The sequence below is a fragment of the Methylobrevis albus genome (genome assembly GCF_015904235.1).
Lineage (GTDB): Bacteria > Pseudomonadota > Alphaproteobacteria > Rhizobiales > Pleomorphomonadaceae > Methylobrevis_A > Methylobrevis_A albus.
In genome coordinates, this window is record NZ_JADZLT010000051.1 from 60,626 (window position 1) to 78,552 (window position 17,927).

Annotated in this window: 18 protein-coding genes; 6 read left to right on the top strand and 12 right to left on the bottom strand. The window is 70.9% G+C overall.

What is annotated here, in order from left to right; translation table 11 throughout:
• Positions 1-305: 305 nt before the first annotated feature.
• The 6 genes from I5731_RS12755 to I5731_RS12780 all read right to left on the bottom strand — a co-directional run bounded on the left by I5731_RS12755 (position 306) and on the right by I5731_RS12780 (position 5,505).
• Positions 306-1,091: an MBL fold metallo-hydrolase gene (locus tag I5731_RS12755; protein WP_197311788.1), complete on the bottom strand. Its 786-nt coding sequence runs from the start codon at positions 1,089-1,091 to the stop codon at positions 306-308.
• Complete coding sequence (locus I5731_RS12760) at positions 1,088-1,588, bottom strand: hypothetical protein (protein WP_197311789.1); 501 nt, start codon at positions 1,586-1,588, stop codon at positions 1,088-1,090. The genes I5731_RS12755 and I5731_RS12760 overlap by 4 nt, the downstream gene beginning before the upstream one ends.
• Positions 1,588-2,406: an ABC transporter permease gene (locus I5731_RS12765; protein WP_197311790.1), complete on the bottom strand. Its 819-nt coding sequence runs from the start codon at positions 2,404-2,406 to the stop codon at positions 1,588-1,590. Before I5731_RS12765 ends, I5731_RS12760 begins: the two co-directional genes overlap by 1 nt.
• A complete protein-coding gene (locus I5731_RS12770) occupies positions 2,403-3,278 on the bottom strand; it encodes an ABC transporter permease (RefSeq protein ID WP_197311791.1) in 876 nt (291 codons plus the stop codon). The genes I5731_RS12765 and I5731_RS12770 overlap by 4 nt, the downstream gene beginning before the upstream one ends.
• Positions 3,271-4,329 (bottom strand): ABC transporter ATP-binding protein, encoded by a 1,059-nt coding sequence (locus tag I5731_RS12775; protein WP_197311792.1) that lies wholly within the window; start codon positions 4,327-4,329, stop codon positions 3,271-3,273. Before I5731_RS12775 ends, I5731_RS12770 begins: the two co-directional genes overlap by 8 nt.
• 66 nt (positions 4,330-4,395) lie before the next feature.
• On the bottom strand, positions 4,396-5,505 hold the full coding sequence (locus tag I5731_RS12780; RefSeq protein WP_197311793.1) for an ABC transporter substrate-binding protein: 1,110 nt from the start codon (positions 5,503-5,505) through the stop codon (positions 4,396-4,398).
• Between the two features lie 393 nt (positions 5,506-5,898).
• On the opposite strand from I5731_RS12780, the gene I5731_RS12785 reads away from it, so the two are divergent.
• A complete protein-coding gene (locus I5731_RS12785; RefSeq protein ID WP_197311794.1) occupies positions 5,899-7,017 on the top strand; it encodes an isopenicillin N synthase family dioxygenase in 1,119 nt (372 codons plus the stop codon).
• 30 nt (positions 7,018-7,047) lie between these two features.
• Here the strand turns inward: I5731_RS12785 and I5731_RS12790 are convergent, their stop codons facing one another.
• Positions 7,048-7,755, bottom strand: coding sequence for a hypothetical protein (locus tag I5731_RS12790; protein WP_197311795.1), 708 nt, complete (start codon positions 7,753-7,755; stop codon positions 7,048-7,050).
• Positions 7,756-7,952: 197 nt separating this feature from the next.
• Between I5731_RS12790 and I5731_RS12795 the strand changes: the two genes are divergently transcribed.
• From I5731_RS12795 to trmB, 5 genes are all read left to right on the top strand, one after another.
• Positions 7,953-8,600 (top strand): cysteine hydrolase family protein, encoded by a 648-nt coding sequence (locus tag I5731_RS12795; RefSeq protein ID WP_197311796.1) that lies wholly within the window; start codon positions 7,953-7,955, stop codon positions 8,598-8,600.
• Positions 8,601-8,721: 121 nt separating this feature from the next.
• Positions 8,722-10,332, top strand: a complete 1,611-nt coding sequence (gene lnt / locus I5731_RS12800) for an apolipoprotein N-acyltransferase (protein WP_197311797.1) — start codon at positions 8,722-8,724, stop codon at positions 10,330-10,332.
• 217 nt (positions 10,333-10,549) lie between these two features.
• A complete protein-coding gene (locus I5731_RS12805; RefSeq protein WP_197311953.1) occupies positions 10,550-10,963 on the top strand; it encodes a helix-turn-helix domain-containing protein in 414 nt (137 codons plus the stop codon).
• A gap of 123 nt (positions 10,964-11,086) precedes the next feature.
• Positions 11,087-12,259 (top strand): methionine adenosyltransferase, encoded by a 1,173-nt coding sequence (metK, locus tag I5731_RS12810; RefSeq protein WP_197311798.1) that lies wholly within the window; start codon positions 11,087-11,089, stop codon positions 12,257-12,259.
• 7 nt (positions 12,260-12,266) lie between these two features.
• Positions 12,267-12,998 carry a tRNA (guanosine(46)-N7)-methyltransferase TrmB gene (trmB, locus tag I5731_RS12815; protein ID WP_197311799.1) on the top strand — a complete coding sequence of 244 codons (732 nt, stop codon included), beginning with the start codon at positions 12,267-12,269 and terminating at the stop codon, positions 12,996-12,998.
• A gap of 36 nt (positions 12,999-13,034) precedes the next feature.
• Here the strand turns inward: trmB and I5731_RS12820 are convergent, their stop codons facing one another.
• From I5731_RS12820 to I5731_RS12840, 5 genes are all read right to left on the bottom strand, one after another.
• Positions 13,035-13,427 (bottom strand): hypothetical protein, encoded by a 393-nt coding sequence (locus tag I5731_RS12820; protein WP_197311800.1) that lies wholly within the window; start codon positions 13,425-13,427, stop codon positions 13,035-13,037.
• A 47-nt stretch (positions 13,428-13,474) separates the two neighbouring features.
• Positions 13,475-14,182, bottom strand: a complete 708-nt coding sequence (locus I5731_RS12825) for a helix-turn-helix domain-containing protein (RefSeq protein ID WP_197311801.1) — start codon at positions 14,180-14,182, stop codon at positions 13,475-13,477.
• A 181-nt stretch (positions 14,183-14,363) separates the two neighbouring features.
• The gene (locus I5731_RS12830; protein WP_197311802.1) at positions 14,364-15,494 is read right to left on the bottom strand and encodes a hypothetical protein; all 1,131 of its coding nucleotides are present in this window, start codon (positions 15,492-15,494) and stop codon (positions 14,364-14,366) included.
• On the bottom strand, positions 15,491-15,643 hold the full coding sequence (gene ccoS / locus I5731_RS12835) for a cbb3-type cytochrome oxidase assembly protein CcoS (protein ID WP_197311803.1): 153 nt from the start codon (positions 15,641-15,643) through the stop codon (positions 15,491-15,493). Before ccoS ends, I5731_RS12830 begins: the two co-directional genes overlap by 4 nt.
• Positions 15,640-17,907: a heavy metal translocating P-type ATPase gene (locus tag I5731_RS12840; protein ID WP_197311954.1), complete on the bottom strand. Its 2,268-nt coding sequence runs from the start codon at positions 17,905-17,907 to the stop codon at positions 15,640-15,642. The genes ccoS and I5731_RS12840 overlap by 4 nt, the downstream gene beginning before the upstream one ends.
• Positions 17,908-17,927 lie beyond the last annotated feature (20 nt).

Consider the following 17,927-nt stretch of genomic DNA (forward strand, 5'->3'; position numbering starts at 1 on the left):
GGGGTATGGGCTGCGGCCGCAGGAGGCGGCAGCTTGAGGGACGTTGATGGCGGCCTGCCGCGTGGTGAGGCCGGGCCCCCTCCCTGTCCCTCCCCCGCTTCGCAGGAGAGGGGACGCAGGAGGATGGATCGCCGGACCAAATCACGCTTCGGTTCGGCGAAACCTTCGTGAGGAAAATGATCTATCGCCCATCGTCCCCTCTCCTACGAAGCGGGGGAGGGACAGGGAGGGGGCAGGCCGCACGGCACGGCAGTTGACAGGGGCTGCTGCACCTGAGCCGAACAGCCGTGGCTCGACCCCGCCCCTCACGCCCGGTCCCACTTCCGCAAGTAGGTCTCACAGATCTCCACCAGCCGCGCCCGGCCGAAGCTCGGGTCGTGGCCGGCGTGGACGATGCTGACGGGGAGTTGCATCAGGCGCTTCAGCGTCGCGGCATAGACGTCGAGGTCGGCGCCGGGGACGTTGTCGACCAGCGGGCCGTTGTAGATGACGTCGCCGGCAAAGAAGATGCCGGTTTCCGCCTCGAACAGGCCGATCGAGCCCGGCGAATGGCCGGGCACCAGCAGCACCTCGAACTGGCGGTCGCCGAGATCGACGATGTCGCCCTCCTCGAGGATCCGGGTCGGCTCGCAGCCGATGCGGCGGTAGCTCGCGATGTCGTAGCCGGCGTGGGGCAGGGCGGTGATCAGGTACTCGCCGAGCGGGTCGTAGCCGGCGTCGACGAAGCACTGGCGCAGCACGGGGTCGATCTCGGCCGAGATCAGCGTCGAGACGCCCTTGGGCACGCGCAGGTCGTCGGCCTCGATCCGGTGCACCCAGCGCTCGGCGAACTCGTGCGTCGCGCCGACGTGGTCGACGTGGGTGTGGGTCGCGAGCGCGATCACCGGCCGGCCGGGGGCGAGCGCGTCGATCAGCGGTTTCATCGGCACGATGCCCATGCCCTGGTCGATCAGCAGGTCGGCGTCGCGGCCGCGCACCAGCCACATGTTGGCCTGCTCGAGCCGGTCGACATAGGGCTCGAGGATCATCGTCAGCGTGTCGTCGACCACCGTGGTCTCGTACCAGCGTTCGGCGACGGGAAGCGTGGTCATGATGGTGTAGCTCCTGCCGTGCCGGGTGGCGCGGCGTGGTGGACGACGTCCGGCGCGCGGCCGGGCTCGAGGAAGGTAACGCGTTCGAACGGCCAGCCGGCGACGAACGCCCGCCAGGCGGCGCGGAACCCGTCGCGGGCGACCGCGTCGGCGAAGCCGGTGCGGAACCAGTGCGCGGCGCAGGCGGCGCCCGGCGCGTCAGGGTCGCGGTAGATGTAGGCCGAACCGACATAGGCGTCGCCCGCCCACAGGCTCCAGGCGAAGCTGGTAGCGATGCGGAACTCGCGCTCGTGCCAGCCGAGGTCGACGGCGTCGTCGTGCCGGGTCAGCCCGCGCGGCCAGTCGCCGCCGAAGAGGCCGAGAAGCTCGGCCTCGCTCTCGGTGACTGCGGCAAAATCCGGCTCGAGGTCGGCGAGGCCGAGCACGGCGAGCCGGATCCCGCCGAGCACCAGAGCCCGCGGCGCCTCGAACCCGGGCACGAGCGGCACGTGGCGCATCAGTCCTTCCGGCTTTCGGCGCCGAGCAGGCGCGGCAGGTCGCCGAACAGGCCGACGAGGCCGAAGACGACGAGGCTGGTGAGCAGGAAGAACACCGAGCCGACCGCCATCGCCGGCGTGAAGCCGCCGCGCAGCGAGTTCAGCATCTTGACGGGGAGCGTCTCCACCGAGAAGCCCGCCACCATGTAGGCGACGATGAACTCGTTGAGGCTGAGCACCATGGCAAAGCAGTAGCCGGCGACGATGTAGGGCAGCACCAGCGGCAGCACCACGGTGCGGAACACCTCCGACGGCCGCGCGCCCATCGTCGCCGCCGCATCGAGCAGCGAGCGATCGATGGCACTGAGGCCGACGCTGATCGTGACGAGCGGCATCGGCGAGAACAGCACGCCGTGCGCGAGGATGGTGTTCTCGATCTTGCCGACGTGGCCGAGCAGCGCCCAGAACAGCAGGTAGCCGATCGCGATGATCACGGGCGGCATCATGAACTGGATGCCGGAAACCAGCGACAGGAGCCGGGCATAGCGGCTGTTCGTCGCCCAGACCGCATAGGCGATCGGCAGCGCCAGCGCGCAGGCGACGAACGCCGACGAGACCGCGATGACGAGGCTGTTGCCGAAGGCGTTCATCCACGCCGTGTCGTTCAGGAAGTAGCCGTACCAGAGGAAGGTCGGGTTTTCCGGCGGGAAGACCAGCCGGCGCTTCTCGTTGAACGACACCGCCGAGACGACGAGGATCGGCAGCGCGAGATAGACCGCGACGAGGGCGAGGAACGCCCGCGCCCCCCACGGGCGGAGATGGGACAGCACAGCGTTCATCGCTTGCTCTCCCCGATCTTCGCCGACAGCAGCACCAGCGCGACGCTCACCACCATCAGCGCCATCGCCATCGCAGAGGCAAACGGCAGGTTGTAGACGGTGAACACCTGGTCGGTGATGTAGACGCTGACCGTCCAGTGCTCGGGCGAGCCGAGCTGGCTCGGCGTGACATAGGCGCCGAGCACGTAGACGAACACGAGCAGCAGCGAGCCGAAGATCGGGATCCGCATCACCGGCAGCACCACGGTGAGGAACTGCTGCCCGGGCCCGGCGCCCATCGTGCCCGCCGCCTCGGTCAGCGACCGGTCGAAGCGCGACAGCGAGGGATAGAACAGCAGGAACGTATAGGGCAGCACGAGATAGACGAGGGCGACCAGCACGGCGCCGAAGCCCGGCTGCAGCGAGATCGGGCTTTCGAGCAGGCCGACGACGACGAGGATCTTTGAGAGGCCAATGTTGCGCGACAGCAGCACCTGCCAGGCGAAGGCGACCAGCACCTCCGACAGCGACAGCACCGTCATCAGCCCGACCAGCCACAGCACCTGCACCCGGCGCGGCTGCCGGGTGACGAAATAGGTGAAGGGGAAGCCAATGGTGACGGCGATCACGGCGACCAGCGCCGAGAGCCACAGCGAATAGAACAGCACGCCGGCATAGCGCGGCTCGAGCAGGCGCAGATAGTGCGTCGCCTCGAAGCCCGGCACATAGCTGCCGCCGGGCACGTTTTCGGCGAGGCTGACGATGGCGAGCAGCACCAGCGGGGCGACGCCGAGCGGCCAGAGCACGGCGCTCGGCAAGATAAGCCCGGTCGGCCAGCGGCGCTTCGCCGGCTCGGCGGCGGGCGGCGCGGCAGCGGCGGCGACCTCAGCCATGACCGGCGAACACCCGGCAGGCGGCGGGGGGCAATTCGGCCGCGACCGCGTCGCCTTCCGAGAAGCCCGGCCATTCGCGCGGCGAGCAGCTGCCGACGAGGTGCAGGTCGCCGCCGTTGAGGTGGACCTCGACCTGCGAGCCGACATTGCGCACGAAGGCGACGTTGAGCCGGATCGCGTTCGCCGGCGCCGCGGTGGCGGCGTGCAGGCGCAGGCTTTCGGGGCGGATCGAGACGGTGACGTCGCGGCCGGCGTTCGCCGGCAGGGCGACGCCGGGGATCGCGGCCCCCTCGACGATGACGGCGCCGTCGCGGGCTTCGGCCTTGATCAGGTTGGTCTGGCCGATGAAGTCGGCGACGAACAGGCTGGCCGGCTCGGCATAGATGCGGCTCGGCGTGTCGATCTGCTCGATGGCGCCCTTGTTCATCACCACGATAAGGTCGGCCATGGTCATGGCCTCGCGCTGGTCGTGGGTGACGAGGATGGTGGTGATCTTCAGCCGCTTCTGCAGCAGCCGCAGTTCGACCTGCAGCGATTCGCGCAGCTTGGCGTCGAGCGCCGACATCGGCTCGTCGAGCAGCAGGAGGCGCGGTTCCTGGGCCAGCGCCCGGGCGATGGCGACGCGCTGGCGCTGGCCGCCGGAGAGTTTTGCCACCGGCCGGTCGGCGATGCCGGGCAGCTGGATCAGGTCGAGCAGCTGGGCGACCTTCTCGTCGCGCCGGCCGCGGTCGACGCCGGCGAGGCGCAGCGCATAGGCGATGTTGCCGCCGACGGAGAGGTGCGGGAACAGCGCCAGCGACTGGAACACCATGCCGAAGCCGCGCTCGTGCGTCGGCAACTGCGAGATGTCGCGGGTGCCGTGCAGCACGCGGCCGCCGCTCGCCTGTTCGAGGCCGGCGACGATGCGCAGCAAGGTGGTCTTGCCGCAGCCGGACGGCCCGAGAAAGCACACCAGCGCCCCTTCGGGCACGGTGAGGGAAACCTTGTCGAGCGCCCTGACCCCGCCGGGGTAGAGCTTCTCGACGTCTTCGATCCGAAGGTCGATCGCCATCCTTGCGCCTTTCGCTGCGCCGCCGCGGCACGGGCCGCGGCGGCGGGTTCGCGTCGAGACGGCTGATCAGGCGGTCAGCATCTTTTCCCAGGTCGACTGGATGAAGTCGGCCTTCTCGAGATAGACCTCGTAGGCCGGCACGATCGGCGTCTGCTCGGAGGAGACGGCGAGGAACTCCTCGTCGGTGAGGTCGGTCAGCGACTTGGCGACGAGCGGCGCGGTGCCGATCTTGCGGCTCATCAGCGCCTGGGTCGACGGCAGCGAGCAGAAGTTGATGAACTCGTGCGCCTCGGCCTCCTTGGTCGAGATCGACGACAGGCACCAGGAGCCGTAGTCGACGACGTTGCCTTCCTTCGGGAACACCGAGGCGACCGGGAAGCCTTCCGAGGCCATGATGCCGGTGACGTCGTGGTAGTACTGGCCGGCCACGACCTCCTCGTTCTGCATGGCGTTCTGCATCACGTTCTCGGCCTTCCACCAGATCTTCACGTTCGGCTTCAGCTCCGCGATCTTGTCGATCACGGCGATGATGCCCTCGTCGGTGCCGAGCGTCGCCGGGCCGTCGAAGAAGGTCTTGGCGGCGATGTCGATCAGGCGGCCGTCGTAGTTGGCGTACATGCCGAGCTTGCCGGCGAACTTCGGCTCCCAGAACTCGGCCCAGGAGGCCGGCGCCGGGGTCACCTGCTCGGTGTTGATGATCATGTTGACGTACCACGACATCGCGCCGACGCCGACGACGCCCGCGCCGCCGTCGAACAGGTAGAGCTTCTCGAGGTTCGAGGTGTTCGGCGCCTTGGTGAGATCGTAGGCCTTCAGCATGCCGATCTTCGAGGCACGGATCATCGCGATCTTGTCGTAGAGCGAGATGTCGGCCGGCACGGCGCCGGCCTTGGTCGCCTGCTCCATGGTGGTGAGCCAGGCCGAGGAGTTCGGCTGCGTCACCGATTCCACCGTGATGCCGGTCGCTTCCTTGAAGGCCGGGTAGACGTTGTCGATGAACGAGTTCTCGAAGTAGCCGCCGTAGGAGCCGACCTTGATCGTGCGTTCCTGCGCGATCGCCGGCATCGGGAAGGCCGCGGCCGCGGCGAGGCCGGCGCCGACCTTCAGGATGTCGCGGCGCGACGCCTTGCCTGTCAGGGCGGACGACGGGGACATGGACTTGTCGAACGTGGTCATGAGCCGTGCTCCTCAGGTCTCTTTTGAGAGGTCGTGTTGTCGGGCAGCTGTCGGCGCGAATGCGGGCATCGCGGGCAGTGCGGTCCGATTTCGTGCAGCAACGACCGTGCCAGCCCGGGCGAGCGGCCATTCCGATCGGTCCGGATCCGCCTGACGTCCCTGAGGGGGCATGATTTGTATGCAATAGCGGCAACGGCGCAAAAATTATGCTCAAACTTTGCGCCCGCTGAACGATTGATCAGGCGGAGGATCGACGGCAGACTGATGGAGTCCGGCGGAAAGACCGTCACGCCTCGCCAAACCGCCTCGCGCGGCCGGCGGCGTGGGCCGCGTTTTCGCGACACCGGCCGCGACCCGTGGGCGTCGCCCGGCCCCAACCATCGGAGAATTGCCGTGCAGACCGCACCCTTGCCGTCGTCGCCCGTCGACGTGACGGGCCTCAACCTGCCCGAAGACCAGCGCGCGCTCGTGTTCGAGGCCGCCACCCTGCCCGTGATCGACCTCTCCGGCCTCTATTCCGACGATCCCGCCGATGTCGCCCGCGTCGCCGCCGAGCTCGGCGCGGCCGGCAAGGGGGCGGGCTTCTTCTACATCATCAACCACGGCATCCCGCAGGCGCTGATCGACGACGTCTACGCCGCGTCGAAGGCGTTCCACGCCCAGCCGCGCGACTACAAGATGAACTATTACATCGGCAAGTCGACGCATCATCAGGGCTATGCGCCCCCGGAAGAGGCGTCGTCCAAGGCAAAGCCCGAGAAGAAGAGCTACCACGAGACCTACGACATCTCGTTCGACGCGCCGGCCGACCACCCCGACTATCTCGCCGGTTACCGCCTGACCGGGCCGCAGGTGTTCCCCGACCTGCCGGGCTTCCAGCCTGCTGTGAAGACCTACTACGAGGCGGTCTACCAGCTCGGTCGCAAGATGCTCGGCGCCTTCGAGGTGTTCCTCGAATTGCCCCCCGGCGAACTGCTGCAGCACGTCAACACGCCGACGTCGCAGCTTCGCCTGCTGCATTACGTCGAGAACAGCGCCCCGGCCGACGCCAACAACATGGGCATCGGCGCACATTCCGACTTCGAGTGCTTCACCATCCTCAACGTCAGCGGCCCCGGGCTGCAGGTGATGAACGCCGAGGACTACTGGGTCGCGGCGCCGCCGCTGCCCGGCACCTTCATCGTCAACATCGGCGACTGCCTCGAGGCGTGGTCGGGCGGCTTGCTGAAATCGACGCAGCACCGCGTCATCAACACCGGCCGCGAGCGCTTCTCGCTGCCGCTGTTCTTCGGCACCGACTACCACACCGTGGTGCAGCCGGTCGGCAAGTACGCCACCGAGGCGGCGTTCGAGAAGTACAAGCCCTTCGTCTCGGGCGAGCACCTGCTCGGCCAGACCATCGGCGGCTTCCGCTACCTGCAGGACCTCGTCGACGACGGCAAGCTGAAGCCGACCTTCTCGGTGCCCGACAGCAACCCCTTCGAGCGCGAGGCGAAGAAGATCGCCGTCTGACCGTAGCGGCCGTGAAAGGAGCCGCACGGCTCAGCCGCGCAGTTCCTCCGGCAGCGCCCGGACCTCGCCCTCGCACCACGGCAGCGTCGAGAGCATCACCCGCCAGCGGCCACCCGCCTCGGCGACGCCGTAGCTGATCTCGCAGTCGAGCAGGGCGGTGAGGGCCGCAACGTCGCCGGCGCTTGCAGCCCGCGCGACGGCGGCGGCAAAGTCGGCCGGCGGCGGGGCGGGGCGGCGGTCGATCGCGGTCATCACCCGGTCGCCGACGCGCACGGTGATGCGGCCGTCGGCCGCCTGGCCCGACGCGTCCGCCGGCAGCGGCCCGGCGATGTCCTGCCACCAGTGCTCGACATAGTCGGCGTGCAGGCCGCCTTCGACCAGTACGCGCCGTGTCCGCTGCCAGGTGCCCTTGTCGGGGCTGGCGCCGGGTGGATGGAAGTCGATCAGCCGGACCCAGCAGCAGGCGTCCGGCGTCCAGCGCAGCGTGCCGGCGAAGGCCTCCTGGGCGGCGAGCGCCGCGGCGGATGCGGAGTCGAGGTCCGCAAAGCCCGCTGGACGGATGGCCTTGCGGGCCGGGGGCACGCGGATGTCGGCAAAGAGGCGCCCGGCCTGCAGCCAGAGCACCTCGGTGCCGAGGTCGCCGCCGCCGTCCGGATACTCGATCGACAGCCGCCGCCACAGGCCGCGCAGGTCGGCGGGAACCGGGCTGTCGCGCCAGGCGGGGGTCGAAACGGGCATCGGTGGGGTCTCCGGGAGGCATATGGATCGCGGGGGCGAGTGATACGCCGGCTAAATGACAGGCGTTTTGCGGACCGGTAGGCCGGTCTCCCCGAAGCTCTAGCAAATCGCGGACCGATGGGAAGTGCCCCGGTTCGCTCGAAACCATCCCGGACCCGGACGAGGTCCGTATCGCCGGGGCAACAGGAGAGAAGACAATGGCAACCGTTCCGCCGCTGGGCGCAAAACCGATGCTGGTCGGCCGCACCGCGCTGATCGTCATCGACATCCAGAAGTCGGCCTTCATGCCGGGCGTCGACGTCGGCATTCCGCTGATGGACGGCTACACCGAGAACACCCGCCGCGGCCGCGTGGTGATCGACGCGGCGCGCGCCGCCGGCATCCCGGTCGTCTTCATCCAGGAAGCGCACCGGCCGGACTACGTCGACTTCGGGCGTGAACTCGACGGATCGGAAGTCGTGCACTGCCTCGAGACCGACGAGGGCACCGAGCTCGCCTCCGAGATCACCGGCTACCGCCCCGGCATCGACTATTTCATCCGCAAGCGCCGCTATTCGGCGTTCTACGGCACCGACCTCGAGATCCTGCTCAAGGGCCTGAAAGCCGAGACGCTGGTGCTGATCGGCGGCCTCACCGACGTCTGCGTCCACTACACCTTCGCCGACGCGCACCAGGGCGACTACTACACCCGCGTCGTCGGCGACTGTGTCGCCGGCTCCAGCCGGGCGGCGCACGAGGCCTCGCTCGCCGCGATGGAGTATCTGCAGACCGGCGCCGTCGTCGATGCCGAGACGATCGCGGCCGCCTTCGTCGGCACCGGGGCGCAGGTACGGCTGTCGGCCTGATCGCGCCGCGGCGCCGGCCGGGGACAACTGCCGGTCGCCGGGGCTTGACCGAGGCCCGCCGGTCTCCGCAGGCTCCAGCGGCGCCCGGCGATTCGCGGGGCCCTGGGGAGGAGCCTTGCGGATGCGGGCGATTGTGAACGCCGTCATCCTGTCCTGGGGATGGCGCCGCCTGATGCTGGCCTTCGTCGCCGGCGCCGTCTCGGCGCTGGCGCAGGCACCGATGAACCTTGCGCCGGTGCTGTTCCTCACCTTCCCCGTGCTGGTGCTGCTGCTCGACGGGGCGGTCGCCCCGGCCGGGCGGGGCGTCGCGCGGCTCCGGCCGGCGGCCGTGGTCGGCTGGTGGTTCGGCTTCGGCTATTTCCTCGCCGGCCTCTGGTGGATCGGCGCGGCCTTCCTTGTCGAGCCGGAGATCTTCGGCTGGATGATGCCCTTCGCGGTGGTGGCGCTGCCCGCCGGCCTCGCGATCTTCTGGGCCGCCGGCTGCGCGCTGGCGCGCCTCGTCTGGAGCGACGGCGCCGGCCGTCTGTTCGCGCTCGCCGCCGGGCTCACCGCCGCGGAATGGCTGCGCGGCCATCTCTTCACCGGCTTTCCGTGGAACCTGATCGGCCAGGCGTTCGGCGCCTTCGACGTCACGGCGCAGGCCGCCGCGCTGATCGGCGTCTACGGGCTGACGCTCGCCGGCTGCGTCGTGTTCGCCGCCCCCGTCCTCTTCATCGACCGCCCGGAGCAGCGCGGCCGCGGCCGCACGGCGATGCTGGCGCTCGCCGGCCTGCTCGTCGCGGCGAACCTCGGCTTCGGCCTCGTCCGCCTCGGCGGCGCGACCGAGCCGCCCATCGACGGCCTCAGCATCCGCATCGCCCAGCCGGCGATCGACCAGAGCCAGAAATGGTCGCCCGAGGGACGGCGCGAGGCGCTGGAGACCTATCTCGCGCTCTCCGAAAGCCACACCGGCCCGGACACGCTCGGCATCATGAGCTTCACCCATGTCGTGTGGCCCGAGACCGCGCTGCCCTTCTTCCTGACCGAGAGCCCCGAGGCGCTCGCGATGATCGCCGAGGCGCTGCCGCCCGGCACGCTGCTCGTCACCGGCGCGCCGCGCGGCGAGGGCGGCCCGGGCGGCCGGCGCTATTTCAACAGCGTCTACGCCCTCGACGACCAGGGCACCATCGTCGGCTCCTACGACAAGGCGCACCTCGTGCCCTTCGGCGAGTACCTGCCGTTTCCCGAACTGCTCAGCGCGATCGGGCTGCGCCAGCTCACCGAGGCGATCGGCGGCTTCACACCCGGCCCGGGGCCGCGCACCCTGTCGCGGCCGGGCGCGCCGCCCTTCGGCGTGCTGATCTGCTACGAGATCATCTTCCCCGATGCGGCGGTCGACCGCGCCAACCGGCCGGGCTGGATCGTCAACGTCACCAACGACGGCTGGTTCGGCACCACCTTCGGCCCCTACCAGCACCTCGCCCAGGCCCGGATGCGGGCGATCGAGGAAGGCCTGCCGGTGGTCCGCGCCGCCAACACCGGCATTTCCGCGATCATCGATCCCTACGGCCGCATTCTCTCGTCGCTCGGCCTCGGCGAGGCCGGCGTCGTCGACGGCGCCCTGCCGACGGCCCTGCCGCCGACGCCCTATGCGCGATTCGGCCGGCTGCTGTTTGTCGGTCTGTTCATCATGGTTCTGGTTGCCGCCGTCGCCGCCCGTGCACGCGGGCGTGGAACCGTTGACACGTTCTGAACCCCGGAGCCACAATCCGCGCGACGGCGCCGCCTGACTCAAGGTTGCGTCGTCGCCTGCCGGAAGCCGGCGCCCGATATCCCGCGAGCCTCGCAGCTCACGGGATGCCGGGCGTTGGCTGGTGAGATACCCGCACGATCAACGATGCGGAGCCACCACGGACCGCAGCCAGTCCGGCACCACCGGGCCGCCCCGGCCCAGCAAAGAGAAGAGAAGAATGGCCAGCAAGAAATCTCCCAACCCGATCGACATTCATGTCGGCAGCCGTGTCCGGCTCCGGCGGATGATGCTCGGTATGAGTCAGGAAAAACTCGGCGACGCACTCGGCATCACGTTTCAGCAGATCCAGAAATACGAGAAGGGAACCAATCGCGTCGGGGCCAGCCGGCTGCAGAACATCTCCACGGTGTTGAAGGTGCCGGTTTCCTTCTTCTTCGAGGACGCGCCGGGCGGCCAGGGCGAAGACGGCGGTTTCGCCGAGGCGCCCCGCTCCTACGTCGTCGATTTCCTGTCGAGCTCCGAGGGCCTTGCGCTGAACAAGGCGTTCGTGCGCATCGAGGACCCCAAGATCCGCCGCAAGGTGGTCGACCTCGTCCAGGCCCTCGCGGCCGGCGCCGACGAGGAGGAGTGACCCGGCCGCGCACCGTTGCCGGCTGCGCTTGATTCTTCTCTCAGGGCTTGCCAGAAGATTGCGCCGCTCCTCACCGGGCGGCGCAATCGTGTTTGCACCGGCGTTTCATAGAGGGGTCTCCCGATGTCCCGGCAAAACTACCTGTTCACGAGCGAATCGGTCTCGGAAGGCCATCCGGACAAGGTCTGCGACCGGATTTCCGACACCGTCGTCGACGCCTACCTCGGCGCCCAGCCCGAGGCCCGCGTCGCCTGCGAGACGCTCGCCACCACCAACCGCGTCGTCATCGCCGGCGAGGTGCGCGGCCCCGCCTCGATCACGCCCGAGGTGATCGAGGCGCTGACGCGCGAGGCGATCCGCGACATCGGCTACGAGCAGGACGGGTTCCACTGGGAGACGGCGAAGATCGAGGTGCTGCTGCACGCCCAGTCCGCCGACATTGCCGTCGGCGTCGACGCCGCCGACAACAAGGACGAGGGCGCCGGCGACCAAGGCATCATGTTCGGCTACGCCTGCAGCGAGACGCCGGAACTGATGCCGGCGCCGATCTACTACGCCCACCGCATCCTGAAGCGCCTGACCGAGGCCCGCAAATCCGGCGAGGCGGCGATGCTCGGCCCCGACGCCAAGAGCCAGGTGACGCTGCGCTACGAGGGCGGCGTCCCGGTCGCGGCGACGCAGATCGTGCTCTCCACCCAGCACCTCGACGAGAGCCTCACCTCCGAGGACATCCGCGCGATCGTCGCGCCCCATATCGAGGCGACCCTGCCGGCCGGCTGGATCACCCCCGGCACGATCTGGCACGTCAACCCGACCGGCAAGTTCGTCATCGGCGGGCCGGACGGCGACTGCGGCCTCACCGGCCGCAAGATCATCGTCGACACCTACGGCGGCGCGGCGCCGCACGGCGGCGGCGCCTTCTCGGGAAAAGATCCGACCAAGGTCGATCGCTCGGCCGCCTATGCCGCGCGCTACCTCGCCAAGAACGTCGTCGCCGCGGGCTTCTCCAACCGCTGCACCATCCAGCTCGCCTATGCGATCGGCGTCGCCGAGCCGCTGTCGGTCTACGTCGACCTGCACGACGGCGGCACCGTCGACCCGGCGAAGGTCGAGGCCACCCTGCGCGACGTGATGCGCCTGACGCCGCGCGGCATCCGCGAGCACCTCGGCCTCAACCGGCCGATCTACGCCCGCACCTCGGCCTACGGCCACTTCGGCCGCGCGCCGGAAGCCGACGGCGGCTTCTCGTGGGAGCGCACCGACCTCGTCGACGCCCTGCGTCGCGCGGTCGGCTGACCGGCGGATGTCCGGCGACGATCGTCCCGATGAGGCGGGCGCAGACGCCGGTGGGCCGCCGGCCCCCGGCTCCGCCTTCTACGGCCGGCGCAAGGGCCGGCCGCTGCGCAGCGAGCAGGCGGCGCGCTTCGACGACCTGATGCCGCGGCTGCGGCTGCCGCTCGAGGCGGCGACGCTCGACGATCTGAAGGCGCTGTTTCCGGGGGCGGTCGCCGCGGTGCGGCTCGAGATCGGCTTCGGCGGCGGCGAGCACCTGATCCACCGCGCGCTTGAGCGGCCCGACCTCGGCTTCATCGGGGTCGAGCCGTTCGTCAACGGCATGGCGAAAGTGCTGATGGAGATCGGCCGACGGGGGATCGAGAACATCCGCCTCGCCGGCGTCGACGCGACCGAGGTGCTGGACTGGTTGCCTGCCGGATCGCTCGAGCGGATCAGCCTGCTCTATCCCGATCCTTGGCCGAAGAAGCGGCATTTCAAGCGCCGCTTCGTCTCGCCGGGCAATCTCGACCGCTTCGCCCGCGTGCTGGTGCCGGGCGGGCTGTTTCACTTCGCCTCCGACATCGACACTTACGTCGACTGGACGCTGCGGCTCACCCGCGCCCATGCGGATTTCGCCTGGACGGCGCGAACGGCGGCCGACTGGCGGCAGCCCTTCGCCGGCTGGCCGGGCACGCGCTACGAGGCGAAGGCGCTGCGCGAGGGGCGCACCCCCGCCTATCTCGAGTTCCGGCGCCGCTGACGGCGCCGATGTTTCCGCGGGCCGGCCGATCGTGGCTCAGACCGGCTCGACCCGGGTGATGCGGAAGGTGTGCATCCGTCCGGCGTCGTCGGCGATCGAGACGTATTCCCCGATCAGGAAGCGCTCGGCGGCGAAGCGGAAGCCGGCCTCGTCGTCGTTGTCGCCGTCGCGATAGTCGAACACCCAGCGGTCGCCCGCGACATGGGCGAGCCGGCCGATGGCGTCCTCGCCGTCCGGCCGGAACCGGCGGACGCGGCAGCGCTCGGCGAAGCTGAGGGCGGCCTCGGCGTCGAGCTGGTCGTCGGGGCCGAGCGGCAGCACGAGATCATAGCCGAAACGCTCGTCACCCGCCGGGGCGCCGGGCTCGCGGGCGAGCTCGAGATGGATGTGATGGAGCCGGCTCGGGGCGGGCTGTGGCAATGCAGTCATGGCGGGACCTCCCTGGATGCGCGAGAGACGAACGCGGCGTGACGGCCTCAGTGGCCGCTGCGCCAGCTGAGCGCGGCGCGGTTGACGAAGCGCACGCGGCGCGCCTGCGGCAGGGCGATCAGGCCCTCGTGCTCGAAATGGCTGAAGCTGCGCGACACCGTCTCGATGGTGAGGCCGAGGTAGTCGGCGACGTCGAGGCGCGACATCGGCAGCTCGAAGCTGCCGCGGCCGCCGAAGCGGGTGTCCATCTCGATCAGGAAGGCGGCGAGCCGCTCCTGCGCGGTCTTGCGGCCGAGCAGCACGACGCGCTCGCGCGCCCGCTCGAAGCCGGCGGCGGCGTGGTGCCAGAGGTCGCGGCCGAGTTCGGGGTCGGTGGCGGCGCGGGCGAACAGCGCACTGCGCCGGACGAGCTGCACGACACAGTCGTCGACCGCTTCGGCCGCAAAGGCGTGCGTCGCGCCCATGTCGAGGCCGAAGACGTCGCCGGCGAGGTGGAACTCGCCGATCTGGCGGCGGCCGTCGGCGAACAGGCGCGTGGCGCGCACGCAGCCCGACACCAGCCGGTAGACGTAGTCGGCCGCGTCGTCCTCGGCGAAGATCTCCGCATTGCGCTCGAAATTCATGCGGGCGCCGCCGAGGCTGAGGAAGTCGCCGAGGCTGGTGCCGTCGTCGTGCGAGGGGGCGAGCGCCGGCCAGCCGGCCGCGGTGACGGCGGCGGGGCGCAGGCGGGCTTCGAGAACGGTGGCGTCGAGCATCGCGGCAGCCTCTCTGTTCGGGACCTGATCGTCGGCGCGGCTGGGATGCCAAGCGGCCGTTGCGATCTGGGTAAACCCGGACGGGAAGACCATCCATTCAGGTCTTGTCCCTAACGGAGAGCCCCTTACGGGGTATCCCGGAGGTGACGCGGCGCTCTGGTGGCTGCGGCGAAGGGCGGTTTCAGGCCGCGAAGGCGGCGATGGCGACCCCGGCGAGGGCGCCGCCGGCGACCGCCGCGTCGTGCAGCGCGAGGCGGCCGCGGGAGAGCCCCGCGACGACGGCGGTCGCCCCGACGGTGGCGAACGACCAGCCGGCGCCGACGAGGCCGAGCGCGAGACCGAAGCCCGCGCCTGTGGTGGCATGGATCCCGATCCCGGCGCCGGCGAGGGCGGCGAGCAGCCCGGCCGCGGCGATGGTCAGCGGCCCGACGCGGTCGGCGAGCGGCCCGGCGACCAGCGCCGGCGCATACATCGCGACGACGTGCCAGGCCATCGCGCCGACGATGCCGCCGGTGGCGATGCCGCAGCCGGCCATGCCGAGCGGCGCCGCCGCCATGCTGCCGGCCATGATCAGCCAGGCGCCGCTCGCGAGCGCCGTCGCTGCGGCGATGCGGCGCCCGGTCCCGGTGGTCCCGGTCGCGGAAGCCGCGTCCGGCGCCCCCTCGTCGACGCGCCAGACCGTCGGCGGCATCAGCGCGACCACCGCGATCGTCGCGACATGCGCCGCGGCGGCGAGCAGGGCGGAGCCGGCGTAGAGATAGGGAAAGCTGAGCGCCTCGGCGGCGCCGGCGAGCGTCGGCCCGGCAATCCCGGCGATCGCCCCGCCGCCGACCACCAGCCCGACGGCCCGGACGCCGCCGATGCGGCCGGCGACCGCGGCCGCGAGGTGGCGGTAGAAGAGGCCAAATCCTTGCGCGAGGCCGAGCCAGAACGCGCCGACGAGCACCATGGAATAGATCGTCTCGGTGATGCCGAGCGCGACGAGGCCGCCCCCGGCCGCGCCGAAGGCGGCGCCGAGGGCGAGGCCCTCGCGCCGGCCGAGGTGATCGACCAGCAGCGCCGCGGGCAGGCTGGCGACGGCGATGCCGACCAGCATCAGCGCGCTCGGCAGCAACAGCCAGGGGCCGTCCACCATCCGCAGCGCGGCGAGCGGCAGCAGGCCGGCGGCGAGCGCCTGCGACAGCGCCGAGAGGCCGAAGCCGAGCCCCAGCACCGCGACGAGGCGCGTCTCGGCCCGCCGCGTGCTCCCGCCATCCGCGGGGCAGGCGCAGAGCAGCCGGCCGCCGCGCAGCGCGCTGGCGGACAGGCTCATCGCGCCCTCAGGTCGTCGTCGGAGAGCATGCGCACCGCCGCGCCCTCCATGTCGTCGTACTGGCCGCCGCGCAGCGACCAGACGAAGGCGGCGAGCCCGGCGAGACCGAGGCCGAGGGCGAGCGGCACGAGGAACACGAGCACGTTCATGAGCGGATCTCCGCGGCAGCGCGGGGTGCGGACGAGGCGGCCGCCGCGGCCGGGCGCCGCGACAGGCGCAAGGCGTTGAGGGTGACGACCAGCGACGAGCCGGACATGGCGAGGGCGGCGACCAGCGGGGTGGCGTGGCCGGCGATCGCCACCGGCACGGCGACGAGGTTGTAGGCGAGCGCGAAGCCGAGGTTTTCGCGCATCAGCCGGCGCGCCCGGCGGCCGACCGCGATCGTCTCGGCGACGGGGCCGAGGCGGTCGCCGAGGAACACCGCGTCGGCGGCGGCCTGGGCGAGGTCGACGGCGGTGACCGGCGACAGCGAGGCGGCCGCGGCGGCGAGCGCCGGGGCGTCGTTCAGCCCGTCGCCGACCATGACGACGCTGCGCCCCTCGCGCTTCAGCCCCTCGATCGCGGCGATCTTGCCGGCGGGGGTGAGGTCGCCGCGCCACGCTTCGACGCCGAGGCGGCGGGCGATCGGGGCGACCGCGCTGCTACGGTCGCCGGAGAGGATCTGCACCGAAAGCCCCATGCGGCGCAGCCGCGTCACGGTCTCCTCGGCGTCGGGCCGCAGCATCTGGTGGATGCGGAGCACGGCGCGGCGCTCGCCCTTCTGCACCGCGATCAGCGAGGCGGTGGGGTCGCCCTGGCCGTCGCTGGCGCGCGGCGCGGGCGCCAATGCCTCGGCGCCGCAGAAGGCGAGGCTGCCGAGGCGCAGCATCTCGCCGTCCACCAGGGCGCTGACGCCGGCGCCGGGCTGCTCGGCGACGCCCTCATAGGGGATCGCCTCGGGGCCGATCGCCTGCAGGCCGCGGGCGAGCGGATGGCGGCTCGACAGCGCCAGCCGGCGCGCGACGGCGAGCAGGTCGGCGGGGACTTCGTGGGAATTCACCGGCTGCGGGTCGGGCAGCGTCAGAGTGCCGGTCTTGTCGAACACGACGGTATCGACGGTGGCGAGGCGCTCCAGCGCGTCGCCGGCATTGAGCAGCACCCCGGCGCGGAACAGGCGCCCGGCCGCCGCGACCTGCACCGCCGGCACAGCGAGCGCCAGCGCGCAGGGGCAGGTGATGATCAGCACGGTGATCGCGATCACCACGGCGTCGTGCAGGCCGATCCCGGCGAGCAGCCAGCCGGCGAGGGTGGCGAGCGCGGTGAGATGCACCACCGGCGCATAGGCGCGGGCGACCCGGTCGGCGAGGCGGACGTAACCCGCGCGCACCGCGCCGGCCCGCTCCAGCAGCCGCTCGATCTCGTCGAGCAGCGTCGCGCCGTCGGCGGCGGTGACGCGCACCGTCAGGCTGCCCATGTGGTTGAGGCAACCGGCATGCACCCGGTCGCCGGGGCCGACGCTGCGCCGGTCGGTCTCACCGGTGATCAGGCTCTCGTCGATCTCCGAGCGACCGTCTTCAATGAGGCCGTCGACGGCGATGCGGTCGCCGGCGCCGACCAGAATGCGGTCGCCGGTGACGAGCGCCCGCGTCGGCACCACGGTGACCGAGCCGCCGTCGAGGCGCTGGGCGGTCGGCGCGCGCAGCGCGGCGAGGTTGCCGGCGACCGCACGGGTGCGCCGCCGCATCGCGTGCTCCATGGTGCGGCCGAGCAGCAGGAAGAACAGCAGCATCACGGCGCTGTCGAAATAGGCGTGTTCGGCGTGGTTGATCGTCTCGACCACCGAGAGGCCGAGCGCCAGCAGCACGCCGAGCGAGATCGGCACGTCCATGTTGAGCCGGCCGCGCCGGATCGCCGCAAGCGCGCTGCGGAAGAACGGCTGGCCGGCGAAGGCCGCCGCCGGCAGCGCGATCAGCGCCGAGATCCAGTGGAAGAAGTCGCGCGTCTCGGGCGTGATATCGGTGGCGTTGCCCGACCACACCGAGACCGAGAGCAGCATGACGTTCATCGCCGCAAAGCCGGCGACGGCGAGCGCCGTCAGCAGCGTGCGGCTCTGGCGCGCCTCTTCGACCTCGGCCCGTCCGGCCTCGAACGGGTGGGCGCGGTAGCCGATGCGCTGCAGCCGGGCGAGGATGTCGGCCGGATCGAGCCGCCCCGGCTGCCATTCGACGGCGAGCCGGTGCGTGGTGAGGTTCAGCCGGGCGCCGACGATGCCGTCGAGATCGGCAAGGCCGCCCTCAATGTCGTCGATGCAGGCGGCGCAGGTGATGTTCTCGACGGCGAGGTCCATGTGCCGCGTGCCGCCGGGGCCCTCGGCGACGAAGCTCGACAGGTCCGTGCTGTGGGTGGGCGCGTCGGCCCCTGGATCTGCTCGCATCATGCCGGCCACCACCCCGG

What these genes read in the sequence shown, in the direction of transcription:
- lnt (WP_197311797.1), top strand. Translation starts at nt 8,722, where the DNA reads ATGCGGGCGATTGTGAACGCCGTCATCCTGTCCTGGGGATGGCGCCGC.
- I5731_RS12755 (WP_197311788.1), bottom strand. Translation starts at nt 1,091, where the DNA reads ATGACCACGCTTCCCGTCGCCGAACGCTGGTACGAGACCACGGTGGTC.
- ccoS (WP_197311803.1), bottom strand. Translation starts at nt 15,643, where the DNA reads ATGAACGTGCTCGTGTTCCTCGTGCCGCTCGCCCTCGGCCTCGGTCTC.
- I5731_RS12790 (WP_197311795.1), bottom strand. Translation starts at nt 7,755, where the DNA reads ATGCCCGTTTCGACCCCCGCCTGGCGCGACAGCCCGGTTCCCGCCGAC.
- I5731_RS12760 (WP_197311789.1), bottom strand. Translation starts at nt 1,588, where the DNA reads ATGCGCCACGTGCCGCTCGTGCCCGGGTTCGAGGCGCCGCGGGCTCTG.
- trmB (WP_197311799.1), top strand. Translation starts at nt 12,267, where the DNA reads ATGTCCGGCGACGATCGTCCCGATGAGGCGGGCGCAGACGCCGGTGGG.
- I5731_RS12830 (WP_197311802.1), bottom strand. Translation starts at nt 15,494, where the DNA reads ATGAGCCTGTCCGCCAGCGCGCTGCGCGGCGGCCGGCTGCTCTGCGCC.
- metK (WP_197311798.1), top strand. Translation starts at nt 11,087, where the DNA reads ATGTCCCGGCAAAACTACCTGTTCACGAGCGAATCGGTCTCGGAAGGC.
- I5731_RS12825 (WP_197311801.1), bottom strand. Translation starts at nt 14,182, where the DNA reads ATGCTCGACGCCACCGTTCTCGAAGCCCGCCTGCGCCCCGCCGCCGTC.
- I5731_RS12805 (WP_197311953.1), top strand. Translation starts at nt 10,550, where the DNA reads ATGGCCAGCAAGAAATCTCCCAACCCGATCGACATTCATGTCGGCAGC.
- I5731_RS12780 (WP_197311793.1), bottom strand. Translation starts at nt 5,505, where the DNA reads ATGACCACGTTCGACAAGTCCATGTCCCCGTCGTCCGCCCTGACAGGC.
- I5731_RS12840 (WP_197311954.1), bottom strand. Translation starts at nt 17,907, where the DNA reads ATGCGAGCAGATCCAGGGGCCGACGCGCCCACCCACAGCACGGACCTG.
- I5731_RS12770 (WP_197311791.1), bottom strand. Translation starts at nt 3,278, where the DNA reads ATGGCTGAGGTCGCCGCCGCTGCCGCGCCGCCCGCCGCCGAGCCGGCG.
- I5731_RS12765 (WP_197311790.1), bottom strand. Translation starts at nt 2,406, where the DNA reads ATGAACGCTGTGCTGTCCCATCTCCGCCCGTGGGGGGCGCGGGCGTTC.
- I5731_RS12795 (WP_197311796.1), top strand. Translation starts at nt 7,953, where the DNA reads ATGGCAACCGTTCCGCCGCTGGGCGCAAAACCGATGCTGGTCGGCCGC.
- I5731_RS12820 (WP_197311800.1), bottom strand. Translation starts at nt 13,427, where the DNA reads ATGACTGCATTGCCACAGCCCGCCCCGAGCCGGCTCCATCACATCCAT.
- I5731_RS12775 (WP_197311792.1), bottom strand. Translation starts at nt 4,329, where the DNA reads ATGGCGATCGACCTTCGGATCGAAGACGTCGAGAAGCTCTACCCCGGC.